15 protein-coding genes are annotated in these 13,172 nt (G+C 63.2%); 11 read left to right on the forward strand and 4 right to left on the reverse strand.

Going from position 1 to position 13,172, the window contains the following annotated elements; genetic code table 11:
* Positions 1-4 precede the first annotated feature (4 nt).
* Positions 5-748: a molybdate ABC transporter substrate-binding protein gene (gene modA, locus AC56LN_RS05605; RefSeq protein WP_499570332.1), complete on the reverse strand. Its 744-nt coding sequence runs from the start codon at positions 746-748 to the stop codon at positions 5-7.
* Positions 749-809: 61 nt separating this feature from the next.
* On the opposite strand from modA, the gene AC56LN_RS05610 reads away from it, so the two are divergent.
* The 7 genes from AC56LN_RS05610 to AC56LN_RS05640 all read left to right on the forward strand — a co-directional run bounded on the left by AC56LN_RS05610 (position 810) and on the right by AC56LN_RS05640 (position 6,953).
* Positions 810-1,616, forward strand: a complete 807-nt coding sequence (locus AC56LN_RS05610) for a TOBE domain-containing protein (protein WP_499570333.1) — start codon at positions 810-812, stop codon at positions 1,614-1,616.
* Positions 1,617-1,659: 43 nt separating this feature from the next.
* Positions 1,660-2,268 (forward strand): PH domain-containing protein, encoded by a 609-nt coding sequence (locus tag AC56LN_RS05615; protein ID WP_499570334.1) that lies wholly within the window; start codon positions 1,660-1,662, stop codon positions 2,266-2,268.
* 1,002 nt (positions 2,269-3,270) lie between these two features.
* Complete coding sequence (locus AC56LN_RS05620; RefSeq protein ID WP_499570335.1) at positions 3,271-3,531, forward strand: hypothetical protein; 261 nt, start codon at positions 3,271-3,273, stop codon at positions 3,529-3,531.
* 91 nt (positions 3,532-3,622) lie between these two features.
* Positions 3,623-4,972, forward strand: a complete 1,350-nt coding sequence (locus AC56LN_RS05625) for an amidohydrolase (RefSeq protein WP_499570336.1) — start codon at positions 3,623-3,625, stop codon at positions 4,970-4,972.
* A 22-nt stretch (positions 4,973-4,994) separates the two neighbouring features.
* Positions 4,995-6,152, forward strand: a complete 1,158-nt coding sequence (locus AC56LN_RS05630) for a branched-chain amino acid ABC transporter substrate-binding protein (protein ID WP_499570337.1) — start codon at positions 4,995-4,997, stop codon at positions 6,150-6,152.
* Between the two features lie 208 nt (positions 6,153-6,360).
* Positions 6,361-6,588 carry a hypothetical protein gene (locus tag AC56LN_RS05635; protein ID WP_499570338.1) on the forward strand — a complete coding sequence of 76 codons (228 nt, stop codon included), beginning with the start codon at positions 6,361-6,363 and terminating at the stop codon, positions 6,586-6,588.
* 5 nt (positions 6,589-6,593) lie between these two features.
* Positions 6,594-6,953, forward strand: a complete 360-nt coding sequence (locus AC56LN_RS05640; RefSeq protein ID WP_499570340.1) for a translation initiation factor Sui1 — start codon at positions 6,594-6,596, stop codon at positions 6,951-6,953.
* Between the two features lie 16 nt (positions 6,954-6,969).
* On the opposite strand, the gene AC56LN_RS05645 is transcribed toward AC56LN_RS05640, so the two are convergent.
* The gene (locus AC56LN_RS05645; RefSeq protein WP_499570342.1) at positions 6,970-7,446 is read right to left on the reverse strand and encodes a hypothetical protein; all 477 of its coding nucleotides are present in this window, start codon (positions 7,444-7,446) and stop codon (positions 6,970-6,972) included.
* Between the two features lie 113 nt (positions 7,447-7,559).
* Positions 7,560-7,916: a cupin domain-containing protein gene (locus AC56LN_RS05650; protein WP_499570343.1), complete on the reverse strand. Its 357-nt coding sequence runs from the start codon at positions 7,914-7,916 to the stop codon at positions 7,560-7,562.
* 67 nt (positions 7,917-7,983) lie between these two features.
* On the opposite strand from AC56LN_RS05650, the gene AC56LN_RS05655 reads away from it, so the two are divergent.
* Positions 7,984-8,829 carry an AraC family transcriptional regulator gene (locus AC56LN_RS05655; RefSeq protein ID WP_499570344.1) on the forward strand — a complete coding sequence of 282 codons (846 nt, stop codon included), beginning with the start codon at positions 7,984-7,986 and terminating at the stop codon, positions 8,827-8,829.
* Here the strand turns inward: AC56LN_RS05655 and AC56LN_RS05660 are convergent.
* Positions 8,800-9,762, reverse strand: a complete 963-nt coding sequence (locus tag AC56LN_RS05660) for a LysR family transcriptional regulator (RefSeq protein WP_499570345.1) — start codon at positions 9,760-9,762, stop codon at positions 8,800-8,802. The two genes, AC56LN_RS05655 and AC56LN_RS05660, sit on opposite strands and share 30 nt — an antisense overlap.
* 141 nt (positions 9,763-9,903) lie before the next feature.
* Between AC56LN_RS05660 and AC56LN_RS05665 the strand changes: the two genes are divergently transcribed.
* From AC56LN_RS05665 to AC56LN_RS05675, 3 genes are read left to right on the forward strand one after another with little or no spacing between them, the layout of a single operon-like run.
* Positions 9,904-11,079: an MFS transporter gene (locus AC56LN_RS05665; protein ID WP_499570346.1), complete on the forward strand. Its 1,176-nt coding sequence runs from the start codon at positions 9,904-9,906 to the stop codon at positions 11,077-11,079.
* A gap of 5 nt (positions 11,080-11,084) precedes the next feature.
* Positions 11,085-12,065 carry an LLM class oxidoreductase gene (locus AC56LN_RS05670; protein WP_499570348.1) on the forward strand — a complete coding sequence of 327 codons (981 nt, stop codon included), beginning with the start codon at positions 11,085-11,087 and terminating at the stop codon, positions 12,063-12,065.
* A gap of 45 nt (positions 12,066-12,110) precedes the next feature.
* Positions 12,111-13,109, forward strand: coding sequence for an EthD domain-containing protein (locus tag AC56LN_RS05675; RefSeq protein ID WP_499570349.1), 999 nt, complete (start codon positions 12,111-12,113; stop codon positions 13,107-13,109).
* Positions 13,110-13,172: the final 63 nt, after the last annotated feature.

The raw sequence follows: 13,172 nt of genomic DNA on the forward strand, positions 1-13,172 counted from the left end.
GTGCCTAGACTTCGTAGCCGTAGGCGCGGATCAGCGCTTTGGCCTTGTCGGTGCGCAGATAGTCCAGCAGCGCCTGCGCGGCCGGGTTCCTGGCGCCTTTGGTCAGCAGCGCGGCGTCCTGGCGGATCGGCGCGTGCATGGTCGCAGGAACGATCCAGCCCGATCCGGTGGTGAATGCGCCGTCGCGCCAGACCTGCGCCTGCGCCACGAAGCCGAGTTCGGCGTTGCCGGTGCTGGCGAACTGGAAGGTTTGCGCGATGTTTTCACCCTGGACCAGGCGTGGCTGCAGGCGCGCGCTCAAGCCCAGCTTGTCGATGACGGCGGTTGCCGCCGCTCCATACGGGGCCGTCTTCGGATTGGCGATGGCCAGGTGCTTGAAGTCGCCGGTCTTGAGCACGGCGCCGTTGGCATCGACATAGTTGGCTTTGGCCGACCACAGCACGAGGCGGCCGACCGCGTAGGTGAAGCGGCTTTTGGCGACCACCTGGCCTTCGGCTTCCAGCCTGGCAGGCGTTTCGTCGTCGGCCGACAGCAATACCTCGAATGGCGCGCCGTTGCGGATCTGTGCGTAGAATTTGCCGGTGGCGCCGCTGGCCAAGATCGCCTTGTGGCCCGTGTCCTTCTGAAACTGCCCGGCCAGCTTTTCCATCGGGCCGGCGAAATTGGCGGCCACCGCCACCTGCACTTCGCCGGCATGGACGGTGCCCACGCAGGTCATTACGGCAAGCACACTGGCAAGGTAGTTCATCTCGTCTCCGGATCGTGAAAAGCGTTATAGTCGCAAGTATATAACGGAATGTGGAGCGCACATGGATGACAGGCAGATCGCTCTCGAAGGCACCGTCTGGATGACGGTTGGCGGCGCGCAGCTGGGCGGCACCGACCGGGTCGGGCTGCTGGCGGCGCTGGCACGGTGCGGTTCGATCACCGCGGCTGCGAAACAGGTCGGCTTGAGCTACAAGGCGGCATGGGATGCGATCGACACGATGAACAACCTGGCCGGCGAACCACTCGTGCAACGCTCGACCGGCGGCAAGGGCGGCGGCGGCACGCGCCTGACGGCGCGCGGCGCGCAGTTGGTCGAGAACTTCGCCATGATCGAGCAACTCCATCATGATTTTCTGGAACGGCTCAATCGGCAGGCGGGTGGCGCGGCCGACGATGCCGCATTATTCACGAGGTTCAAGATGCGAACGAGCGCACGCAACCAGTTCTTCGGCACCGTGACGCGCGTCTTGCCGGGCGCGGTCAATGACGAGGTCGAACTCGCGATTGCGGGCGGACAGAAGATCGTCGCGATCGTCACGCGCGAGAGCGCCGAACACCTGGCGCTGGCGCCGGGCCGGCAAGTGTTTGCGCTGATCAAATCGTCGTCGGTGATCGTCATGACGGCGGGCGAGGGCGTGCGGCTGTCGGCGCGCAATCAGCTGGCCGGTACGGTCGCACGCCTGACGCGCGGCGCGGTCAATGCCGAAGTCGTGATCGCGCTTGGTGGTGGGGGCACGGTCGCGGCCACCGTGACCAACGAGAGTGTCGATACGCTGGCGCTGGCGGAGGGGCTAGCTGCAACCGCCGTGTTCAAGGCGTCCAGCGTCATTCTTGGGGTGCCCGAATAAACGGTGGTAATGTATCTTTTTTCCCCACCACTGAAAGGCGATCATGTTCAAGCGTATGGCGGCAGAAGCACTCGGCATCAGCGATATCGGCGTTATTGTCAGCCCGGCTGACTACGGTAATGTCGATGCGGATGACTACCTGTTTACCGAAGACGGCGAGCAGATCTTCTTTCTCATCAAAAGCAAGAAGGACGAATACTGCTTCACCAATCTTGGACTGGTCCATGTGGATGGCGACTCGGCCATCTCGTCGAAGCGTTCGATCAAGCGCTACGATTACGCGTCGCACCAGATTAGCGCTGTGACCATTGAAACGGCCGGCACGCTCGATATGGATATCGAGCTCAAATTCAATCTGGACGACACCAGGTTCTCGATCGATGTCAAGAAAGCGTTCATCGAGCAGCTCAAGGACATTTACAAAGCCCTGATCTCAATCGGCAAGCAGCAGCAGCGTGATGCGGTGTGCCGCAATAACGCGCTGCGCACGCTGGACGCCACGGCATCGGTGCACAAGCTCAATATCGCGCCCGGCGCAGGCGGGTTGGTCAGCCAGTTCGATGAATTGCTGACGGCGTTGAATACGGCGATGCTCGACACTTATACCAAGCGCGATTTCAGCGACGTGTATACCAAGTATATTCACAACTGATTGAGGGCGGCGGCGGGCCTGGGAGGCTCGCTGCTGATCCATGGCATATCGCCACGGCGAGGACAGCTCCTCAGGATCTACGACGTTCTGCTGTCTGGAACGGTCGCCGGCTGTGGAAATAGTCTGTGACTTTTCCAGTTCGGTAACCTGATATGCTCGTAGCAATGGCGGCTATTTTCATGACCGTTTCCGGCCTCGGGATTGCCTTTCTCGTCGCGCTGGGGTCGGTTCGGGCCGTTTTGGGGCGTCAGGGATTTTTTGATACTGTCAGCCTGATGTGGAGAACTTGGCTTCATGGAGTATGAATTTGACTATTGAAAAGACGTGGTGGTTCATTGGCATGGTCTCTTTTGTCACTGCGCTTACTTCAATTCCGTTGCTGATTGCCGCTGGCACGTGGCCTGTCACCGGATTCGCTCAGGGGGTGGTCTCCCTCATGTGTTTTCTCACCCTTAACCGCCTTTTTTCAGCGCTAGGCCGGGTGATCCTCATATTCGCGTTTCCGTCAAAAAATTGGCAATAACGTGGCGGTCATCAGTTTCGGATCGGCAAACGTTTGCGAGCATGCTGCTGAAGAAACCAAAGGAAAAGTATGTTGGCCGACCTGATCTTGAATATCTTCGTTCCAATCGGTGCGAAACGGTATCCAGTCGTACGGACCGCGTTGTGGTCGATAGTCGCTGTGTTTTTGATTCTCTTGATTTACGGTATATTTTTTTCTTGAGCGTTGCTCAGGCTACTTGGCTTTGTTTGCGACGGTCCCACACCTTGTCATGGCAATTGCTGGCTCACCAGGACGGACACGAAAAAATGCACTGTGTTCTGACATGGCAGTGATATCCGGCCACCTTCATTCGGGCATCCATAAACAGACTTTTTGTTGAGCTCGTGTCTGAATGTCAGACCTGACCCCGCTTGTTAAGCTTGTTATTGCAGGCGAAACGCGTCGCGGCGGCGTTCATGCTATGTTGGAATCCCATTCCCTCAGAGATAGAACATACCATGGTCTTCAACCTGCAATTTCTTGAACACGACGTCTCGATCGACCAGGATACCTGGACCGCATTGGCCACGACGGGCAGTGACGTATCCCTTGAAAACGTTCGTGCCGCCATTCTGGGCGTGCTGGAACGTGGCGGCGTGTTCACGGTGAACGACAGCAATGAGCAGGTCGTGCGACGCGTCGAGACCTCTGCCGAGTTCGAGGGCTACATGCAGGAAATCGGCACCCAGCGCACCCAGTTCCAGCAGGAACAAGCCTGAGTTCGATGGCGCGCCGCCATCCTCGTGCGCGCCAGCGCGCAGTCAGAATGAATTTGGAACTGCCTCTTCCCAACTCTTGAAGCGAGTCACGATGTCATTTTCACGCACCTTCGGCAGTACATTCCGTCGTACTGTCCTCGCCGCCAGCCTGCTGGCTGGCCTGTCCCAGGTCGCCGCGCAGGCCGCGTCGCTTCCGGCGCCGTTCGATACCCAACTGGCCGCCGACTTTCCCAAGCTCGAAGCCTTCTACCGTGACCTGCACGCCAATCCCGAACTCGGATTCGCGGAGCACAAGACCGCCGCCAAGCTGGCCGAACGGGCCAAGGCGCTCGGCTTTGAGGTGACCACCGGCGTCGGTGGCACCGGCGTGGTGGCGATCCTCAAGAATGGTCCGGGGCCGACCGTGATGCTGCGCACCGAGATGGATGCACTGCCGGTGCTGGAAAAGACCGGCCTGCCGTTTGCCAGCAAGGTCACGACGAAGAATGCTGCCGGCGACACCGTGCCGGTGGCGCACGCCTGTGGCCACGACCTGCACATGGCCGCCTGGTATGGCACGGCAAAGCTGATGGCGGAGAACCGCAAGGCCTGGAGTGGCACCTTGATGCTGATCGGCCAGCCGTCCGAAGAAGCGTTGACGGGAGCGGCCGCCATGCTCAAGGACGGCTTGTTCACGCGCTTCCCGAAACCGGATTACGCGCTGTCGATGCATGACGATGCGTCGATGGCATCGGGCACGGTGATGTGGCACGCCGGGCCATTCCGCGCGTCGGCCGACACTGTCACCATCACGATGTTCGGGCAGGGCGGCCATGGCGCCGTGCCGCACGAAACGCGCGACCCGGTGGTGATGGCGGCGCGGCTGGTGATGGCGCTGCAGACCCTGATCTCGCGCGAGAACAATCCGCTCGACCCGGTGGTCATCACGGTGGGCAGCATCCAGGGCGGCACGCAGGCCAATATCGTGCCGGACCAGGTCAAGCTCGCGCTCACGGTGCGTACCTTCCGGCCCGAAGTGCGCCAGCGCGTGCTGGCCAGCATTGCGCGTGAAGCCAAGGGCGAGGCGCTTGCCGCCGGCGCGCCGAAAGAGCCACTGGTGGAAGTCAAGACGGGCACCGATTCGGTGGTCAACGATCCGCAACTCGTGGCACGCGCCGTCAAGGCGGTCGAGAAGGCCGTCGGCCCGGACTTCGTCAAGGAGATGCCGGCCAAGATGACGTCGGAGGATTTCGCCATGTATGGCCAGCAGCCTGGCGTCAAGGCACTGCTGCTGCACGTGGGGGCGGTCGATGCCGGCCGCCTCGAGGCAGCGAAGAAAGCCGGCAAGCCGTTGCCGGGTACCCATTCGCCACAATGGGCGCCGGACCTGAAGCCGACACTCACCAATACCATCAAGGCCGAGACTGCGATCCTGCTCGACCTGATGGCGCCACAGCGCTAGGCGCACCAGCATAAGGTCCGTCATGCATATTCTTGTCTTCGCCGCCGCGTCCTCCCTCGTCCTTGCCGCCGTACCGCTCGCCCAGGCCCAGCCTGCAGGCAAGGTGTTGCAAGTCAAAATCGGTACCGTATCGCCGCTCTCCGGTCCCACCGCCCATTCGGGGAAGGACATCGAAAACGGCGCGCGCATGGCGATTGATGAACTCAACGCGAAGGGCATCGTGCTGGGTGGCAGCAAGGTCCAATGGGTCTTGCAACCCGAGGACGACGGCGGCGATCCACGGACCGGCACCGCGGTCGCGCAAAAGCTGGTCGATGCGAAGGTGGCGGCTGTCGTGGGGCACCTGAATTCGGGCACGACAGTACCGGCCTCGAAAATCTACGCCAACGCCGGCATTCCACAGATCTCGCCAGCGGCCACGACGCCCGTCTATACCAACCAGGGCTTCAAGACGGCGTTTCGCGTCGTCGCCAACGACAACCTGATCGGCCGCACGCTGGCCACCTATACGGTCGGCACCCTGAAAGCAAAGAAGATTGCCGTGATCGACGACCGCACTGCCTTCGGCCAGGGCCTGGCGGACGAATTCGTCAAGGGCGTCAAGAAGGCGGGGGCAGGCGGGAGCGTCGTGAGCCGCCAGTTCACGACCGACAAGGCAACCGATTTCAGCGCCATCCTGACCCAGATCCGCGCGCGCGATCCGGATGTGATTTTTTATGGCGGCATGGATGCGGTGGCCGGGCCGATGCTGAAACAGATGAAGGCGCTCGGCTTGCGCGCCAAGCTCATTTCGGGCGACGGCGTCTGCTCGGAAAAAATGCCACTGCTGGCCGGTGACGCACTGGTCGACGACAAGGTGTACTGCGTCGTGGCGGGCGGCGTTGGCGCTGCGCAGGAAGCGGGCCTGAATGCGTTCACGCAGCGTTACCAGCAGCGCTACAAGCTCCCCGTGCAGACGTACGCGCCCTATGCTTACGATGCAGTGATGGTATTTGCGAAAGCAATGCAGACCGCAAATTCAAGCGATCCGGCCAGGTTCCTCCCAACGCTCGCCGCTATCAAACACGAGGGTGTTACTGGCAGCATCGCCTTTGATCAGAAAGGCGATTTGCGCGACGCCGCAATGACGATCTACACCTTCCGCAAAGGCAAGAAAGCCAAATTGGCCGTGCTGCGCTGACGCGCCCGTGTGGGCGCTCGTCAGTCGCCAGAACAGCCGGGGTCAGGTCTGACATTTGGACACGGACTCGAGCTTAATACCTTCACCAGGGCATTGGGCAGCCCGCCGTGGTGGCTCACGCCATGCCGGACTACCTGCTGCGCAAGCTCGGCCCGCCACGGTGACCGATGGTAGGATGCTGCTTTCGTTCAGAAGTCCAGAGGAAGCAATGACCATATTCGCCATGTCCGTCTTCGATGCAACCGTGATTTACGACGGCAAGGAACTCTTCAAGGGGCAGGGCGCCGCCAGTGGCTGGGCCGAAAAGCTTGCGAAGGAAATCGAGAGCCCCGTCACCGTCGAAAAGATCGGCACTGGCTGGGCGCTGGTCGGCCGGGTCGACGGCGTCGATTGCCGTTGGGGCATCATGGGGCAGCGCCTCAAGCGCCTGGACTGATCACGATGCGCAGTTCGAACGGCGGTCTCGTCTATTCCACGGAAACGGGCCGCATGTGCCCGACCTGTCGCCAGCCTGCCGCGCAGTGCACGTGCAAGACAGCGGCCAATGCCGCGCCGGTCGGCGATGGCAATGTGCGCGTGTCGTTGCAGAGCAAGGGGCGGGGCGGCAAGAGCGTCACGCTCGTCAAGGGTGTGGCGCTCGACCCCATGGCACTGGCCGTGCTCGGCAAACAATTACGCACTGCCTGCGGCGCAGGCGGCACCGTCAAGGACGGTGTGATCGAAGTACAGGGCGACCATTGCGATACTGTCCTGCAGGCGCTGGCCAAACTCGGCCATCGGGCAAAGCGGGCCGGCGGCTGACGCCGGCCCGAACACATCAGTAATCGCGTGCGGCGCGCGTTGCCAGCGCCACCACGGCAACACCTGCCGCGACGATCAGCGCGTCTTCGATCAGGCCGCTGCGGGTCTGGCCCATCTTGGCCATTGCCTGCTTGCGGGCGGCCAGCGTGGCATACGCCAGCGGTACGGCGGTCGCGACAGCAACAGCAGCGCCTGCCTTTTCACGACCTTCCGGTGCCAGCGCGGCACCGGCGATGCCGGCGCTCGCAACGCGTGCCAGCAGGCCCAGGAACACGGTGCGGTCCGGCGCCGACTTCATCTTGTCGCCGTACAGTTCACCCGCGCCCATGGCCAGGGCGCCGTACTTGAACAACGGGCGGTCCAGCAGGACCAGGTTGCCCGACGTCTGGCGGCCGGCCAGGCGTGCGGCGGCAAGGGTGGCCATCGGGGTCATCGAGCGGGCGCTGGCGACGGCGCCAATCAGGGCGGAAGAAAGCAGGCTGGTAGATTTCATGGTAAGTCCTAAGCAAGTTGTGTTGTTCGATACGTTGTTCAACCGAATACAAGATTGATTCAGTTGCCTTATTTTTAACACAAAATGGAAATCCGGCCTGTTCTGTATGGACGCTAGATCACGCGGCGCGGGGCCGCCGTGGCGAGGTCGCCGCTGTTGGGAATGCCGGTGCGCTCGATCAGCACGATGTGCGCTTCGAGGGGCGCGCGGGGCCGGTGCCGCACGCCTTGCGGCACCACATACAGCTGGCCCGGTGCCAGCGTCACGGTCGTGCCGTCGTCGAGATCGATCTCCAGACTGCCGGCGAGCACCAGGAAAAAATCGTCCGAATCGTCGTGCACGTGCCAGTGGTATTCACCACGCAACTTGGCGACCATGACGTCGTGACCGTTGAACCGGCTGACCGTCCGCGGTTGCCAGGCTTCGGTAAAAGTGGCCAGTTTGCTGGCCAGGTCGATTGCGGCGCTCATGCGTTCTCCGTGAATGAAAACGGTATGGTGCGCCTGCGGGAGTCGTGGGGTCTTGTACAATTGTCGCATGCACCCCGCACCCGCCCGGCCCGTCAACGACGCCACCTTTTCGGCGCTGGCCAATGGCGTCACGCTGATGCGGGCAATCTTCACCGATCACGCGTTCGAGCGCCACAGCCACGATGGTTTCGCCATCGGCATGACCACCTCCGGGGTGCAGAGGTTTCGCTGCAAGGGCGCGCAGTACGACAGCCAGGTGGGCGACTTCGTCCTGTTCAATCCGGATGAAGACCACGATGGCAGCGCCGGCACCGCCGACGGCTTTCGCTATGCGATCTGGTATGTGCCCGACGATTTCGTTGCGAGCTGCATCGCGCCCGAGGGCGAGCGCGCCACCGGCCGCTATTTCACCACACCCTGCGTGACCGACCACCGGATGGCTGCGGCGTTTGCGCGGCTGTCCGGCAGCCTGCTGGCGACACCGGCCGAGTCACTGCGGGCGGAAACGATGCTGCGTGCGTTTCTGGGCACGATGCTGGCGCGCCATGGCGAGCGTCCCGGGGCGTCCGCCGTGCGCAGCGGCGCATTTGTCGCCGATGCGCGCATGGCGCAGGTCAGGGACTACATCCGCACGTACTTCCAGCGCGATATCACGGTGGCCGACCTCGCGGTCGTGGCCGGCATGTCGCGCACGCATCTCACGCGCGCGTTCAGCGCGGCGTACCACACGCCGCCGCACGTGTACCTCAATTCGGTGCGCATGGCCCACGCCTGCACGCTGATCCGGGGCGGGATGCCGCTGGCGGCGGTGGCGCTGGAGTGCGGCTTTGCCGACCAGAGTCACCTGACCCGGCGCTTCAAGGGCTGTGTCGGCGTGACCCCGTCAGGCTGGCGCGACCGGCTGCGGCGCTAGCGCGTCCGCTGCGCCGGCCGCTGCAGGCCGGATGGTCAGCGTCTGCGCGAAGTGGGCGATCAGGGCCGTCACCTTGGGCGCATGCTGGCGGCTGCGCTGCCACACCAGATACAGCGGCAGGCCGGATGTGGCCAGCTCCGGCAGGATTTTCACCAGGCTGCCATCGCGCAGCTGCTGCTCGACGAGCCAGGTTGCCAGCTGCGCGATCCCCAATCCCATCTCCACGGCCGTGACCTCGGCCTCGGCCTGTCCCAGCACGATGCGCCCCTTCACGTGCTGGCGCGCCAGCGGCAGGGCGCCATCCTTGATCAGCCACGGACTCGTGCTGCCGTCGGCGCGGCCGTACAGCACGGCGTCGTGCTGCAGTAACCCGTCCAGCGTCGTCGGTGCGCCGTGCCGCGCCAGGTAGGCGGGCGACGCGCAGAAGACAAGTTCTTCGTCACCCAGATGCCGGTAGCACAGCGCCGCCGGCCAGGTGTCCGAGCCGCCGATGCGCACGACCACGTCCAGGCCATCCTCGACCGGATCGACGAAGCGGTCGGTGAACGACACATGCGGCTGCACCTGCGGGTATTGCTCGGCAAACGCCAGCAGCGACCGCACGGCGTGCAGGCGGCCGAAGGTGGCTGGCATGTCCACGCGCAAGCGGCCCGACGGGGCGATATGGTCGTGCGCCAGCAGCCGCTCGGCCGCTTCGAGCTCGTCCAGCACGCGCACGCAGACTTTGTAGAAGACGTTGCCGGCGTCCGTCATTTCGAGCTTGCGCGTGGTGCGGTCGAACAGTGGCCGCCCCAGTCGTCCTTCGAGCCGGGCGATCGCCTTGCCGACGGCCGAATTGGTCAGGTTGAGCCGGTCAGCGGCTGCCGTAAAACTGCCGGCATCGGCGACGGCGACGAAGGTTTCGAGGCCTTTCAGGCGTTCTGCAGGGGTCATTGGCTTATTCCTGGAAATTTATTCCACATGATGCGCGAATTCTTATCCAACACAGGAATTTTTATCTTTTATATCATGATCGTCAACTATTTACTGGAGTTCCACGCAATGCCCAATCTATCTGCTACTACCGTCGATACGATGACAGACAAGCCCCAGGCCACCGGGGGCGCGCTGTCCATCACGATTCTTGCCATCGCGGCGTTCGTCATCGTGACCACCGAATTCCTGATTGTCGGCCTGCTGCCGGCCCTGGCGCGCGACCTGTCCATCACTGTGGCGACTGCCGGCCAGCTGGTCACGCTGTTTGCCGTGGTCGTCATGGTGTGCGGCCCGTTCCTGACGGCGTGGCTGGCCAACGTCGACCGCAAGAAATTGTTCATCGCCGTGCTGGTGCTGTTCGCGGCAACCAATGCGCTGGCGGCGGTCGCACAAAACATCTGGGTGCTGGCGCTGGCGCGCCTGCTGCCGGCGCTGGCGCTGCCCGTGTTCTGGGGTACGGCGAGCGATACCGCAGCCCAGATTGCCGGGCCGGAAAAAGCCGGCCGCGCTGTCTCGACCGTGTATCTCGGCATATCGGCCGCGATGCTGTTTGGTATTCCGCTCGGGACACTGGCAGCCGATGCGATCGGCTGGCGCGGTGCGTTCGGCCTGCTGGCTGCGCTGTCGCTGCTGGTTGCCGTGCTCATGTTCTTCAGCATGCCGACGGTGCGCGCATCGCAGCCGGTCGCCATGCGTGAACAGGCCAAGATTCTGAAAAGTCCGTTCTTCATGGCCAACGTCGCGCTGTCGATCCTGGTGTTCACCGCCATGTTCACGGGCTACACCTATCTGGCCGAGACGCTGGAAAAATCCGCTGGCGTCGCCCCCGCGCAGGTGGGCTGGTGGCTGATGGGCTTTGGCGCGGTTGGCCTGATCGGTAACTGGCTGGGTGGCCTGTGGGTCGACCAGAAACCGCTGGCCACCACCGCCATCTTCAGCCTCGTGCTGGCAGGCGGCATGGCGGCGTCGATGCTGTTTGCGGGCCTGAGCATCGGGTTTGCCATCGCACTGGGCGTGTGGGGCATTGCCAATACGGCGCTGTATCCGATTTGCCAGATCCGCGTGATGAAGGCGGCAACCGGCGCCCAGGCGCTGGCTGGCACCATCAATGTCTCGGCGGCCAATGGCGGCATTGCGCTGGGCGCCGTGATCGGTGGCGTTGCAGTGGCCAACTGGGGCGCGGGCAATGTCGGATATGTGGCGGCGGGCATTGCCGTGCTGGCTGCACTGGCCACTGGCCTGGTCGCGCGTATGACGCCAGCGGCCAAGGCGTAACGACCATGACACTCGCACCCATTGGCCCGTTGCCGGCCGCACTGGCAACCCACGCCGGCTACCAGCGCATCTTCAAGCCAGGCAAGCTGACCTTCGGCTTCATCATGCCGCTCGAAGGCTATCCGGATTCACCGTTCCCGACGCTGGCCAATCACCAGGCGATGGCGCGCGTGGCCGACGAGGCCGGCTTTTCCACCCTGTGGCTGCGCGACGTGCCGTTCTACGACCCGAACTTCGGCGACACCGGCCAGGTGCTTGATCCGATGGTGTACATGGGCTTTCTGGCAGCGCACACGAGCCGCATCGCCCTGGGCACCGCTGGCATCGTGGCGACACTGCGCGAGCCGTTGATCGTGGCCAAGCAAGCCGTGTCAGTCGACCAGTTGCTGGGCGGGCGCCTGGTGCTGGGCCTGTCGACGGGCGACCGGCCCGTGGAATATCCGGCGTTTGGCCTGGATTTCGATAACCGCGGCGAGCGTTTTCGCGAAGCGTTCGGCCTGATCAAGACCGTCACCGAACAGGACTTTCCGCACGCGCGCACGGCCCACTACGGCAACCTCGATGGCGGCATTGATCTGGTGCCCAAGCCGGCGGCGTCGCGCCTGCCGATGATTGTCGTTGGCCGTGCGCGCCAGGAGATGGCGTGGATCGCCCGCCACAGTGACGGCTGGATCTGGCACCTGAGCGACTTCGCCCGCCTGCCGCAACTGATCGAAGCATGGCGCGCCAGCCACGAGCCGGGGCAGTGGGTACGCCCGTACGGTTACGGCACGATGTTCGACCTGGCCGAAGACCCGCATGAACCCATGCGCTTCGTGCGCAACGGCATTCGTACCGGCCGCCATGCACTCATCGAGCTGTTCTACCATCAGCAGGAACAAGGCGTGAGCCATGTGGCACTGAACCTGAAGCCGCTGCGCCGGCCCGCGCAGGATGCGCTGGCCGAACTGGCGGAGCATGTGCTGCCGCTGTTTCACGCGGACTGATTTTTACCATTGTCTTTTAACGCACGATCAAGAAAAAGGAATGTCATGACCATAGATTTCGACCGTAGCGACAACCTGCAGCGCCCACCGATGGGCCAGACCCGCGAGCCGATTTCGCATCCATTGATCGTCACGGCGACCTTTGTCAGCCGCGTCGACAGCACGCCGCGCAGCGAGCGTCCGCAAGATGCAGGCTCGGCCAAAAGCAAGCACGGCAACGAGGTGCATCTGCCGAACTGGCGTCCCGGCGCACTGGCGCTGGAAGGCAATGAAAACCTGGCCTTCGAGCACTGGGACGAATACTGGCGCAAGGTGCACGGCCCGAAATTTGCGTGGGATGAGCCGGGCAGTTCGTCCGAGCATGTGTTGCGCTACGACCAGGTGCACCGTATTGCATCGGGCCCGTCGTCGTTCTTCCCGCCACCGTACCGCGCGATGATCGGCGACGACGGCAAGCTGCCGGCGGAACCCGAGAAGTGCGTGCCGCCGTACGGGCGCCCGCGCTGGGATGGTCTGGCTTACATCACGTATGCCGAGCAGGACGATATCGAACGCGTGCTGGGCCAGGAGAAGTTTGCCGAGCGGATCATCGCCGACGAGCAGGTCGCGTTTCGGATGGTCACGCGTGAAATCACGCGCGAATACATCCTGATCCCGAGCGCGCGTCACCGTGACCCGGTCAGCCTTGTCAAGATCCACATGCGCAACCCGGACCTGTCACGCGAAGAATTCCAGCGCCGCCTGCTGGACGAGCACGCGCCACTGGTCATGGCCCAGTCGGCGACGACCGAGTTTGTGAAGCGCTACGCGGTGCTGCTCAATATCGGCTCGACCCAGAAGGACCCGGAAGGCAGCAAGATTGACGCCGTGTCGATCCTGTCGTTTGCGTCACTGAACGATGTCGAGGATTATCTGGTCAGCAATGACCACGAGGCGATTGCACAGTCCGAAGCGGCGCTGACCGGCGAAGGCTCGGAGTGGTGGACGGCAATCAACTACAGCGTCATGAATCGCCTGATGCCGGAAGTGGCCACCGAGCGCTGACCGGCTACGGTAGAATCACGCCAACGCCGGTCGCGCCGACCGGCGGTAACGTGATACGGGGAT

It is taken from the genome of Telluria sp. ZT3P26, assembly GCF_059686035.1.

Bases quoted from the DNA above. Each gene is read 5' to 3' on its own strand.
- AC56LN_RS05670 (WP_499570348.1), top strand. From the start codon at position 11,085: ATGACACTCGCACCCATTGGCCCGTTGCCGGCCGCACTGGCAACCCAC.
- AC56LN_RS05620 (WP_499570335.1), top strand. From the start codon at position 3,271: ATGGTCTTCAACCTGCAATTTCTTGAACACGACGTCTCGATCGACCAG.
- AC56LN_RS05615 (WP_499570334.1), top strand. From the start codon at position 1,660: ATGTTCAAGCGTATGGCGGCAGAAGCACTCGGCATCAGCGATATCGGC.
- AC56LN_RS05635 (WP_499570338.1), top strand. From the start codon at position 6,361: ATGACCATATTCGCCATGTCCGTCTTCGATGCAACCGTGATTTACGAC.
- AC56LN_RS05655 (WP_499570344.1), top strand. From the start codon at position 7,984: ATGCACCCCGCACCCGCCCGGCCCGTCAACGACGCCACCTTTTCGGCG.
- modA (WP_499570332.1), bottom strand. From the start codon at position 748: ATGAACTACCTTGCCAGTGTGCTTGCCGTAATGACCTGCGTGGGCACC.
- AC56LN_RS05630 (WP_499570337.1), top strand. From the start codon at position 4,995: ATGCATATTCTTGTCTTCGCCGCCGCGTCCTCCCTCGTCCTTGCCGCC.
- AC56LN_RS05625 (WP_499570336.1), top strand. From the start codon at position 3,623: ATGTCATTTTCACGCACCTTCGGCAGTACATTCCGTCGTACTGTCCTC.
- AC56LN_RS05650 (WP_499570343.1), bottom strand. From the start codon at position 7,916: ATGAGCGCCGCAATCGACCTGGCCAGCAAACTGGCCACTTTTACCGAA.
- AC56LN_RS05675 (WP_499570349.1), top strand. From the start codon at position 12,111: ATGACCATAGATTTCGACCGTAGCGACAACCTGCAGCGCCCACCGATG.
- AC56LN_RS05660 (WP_499570345.1), bottom strand. From the start codon at position 9,762: ATGACCCCTGCAGAACGCCTGAAAGGCCTCGAAACCTTCGTCGCCGTC.
- AC56LN_RS05610 (WP_499570333.1), top strand. From the start codon at position 810: ATGGATGACAGGCAGATCGCTCTCGAAGGCACCGTCTGGATGACGGTT.
- AC56LN_RS05645 (WP_499570342.1), bottom strand. From the start codon at position 7,446: ATGAAATCTACCAGCCTGCTTTCTTCCGCCCTGATTGGCGCCGTCGCC.
- AC56LN_RS05640 (WP_499570340.1), top strand. From the start codon at position 6,594: ATGCGCAGTTCGAACGGCGGTCTCGTCTATTCCACGGAAACGGGCCGC.
- AC56LN_RS05665 (WP_499570346.1), top strand. From the start codon at position 9,904: ATGACAGACAAGCCCCAGGCCACCGGGGGCGCGCTGTCCATCACGATT.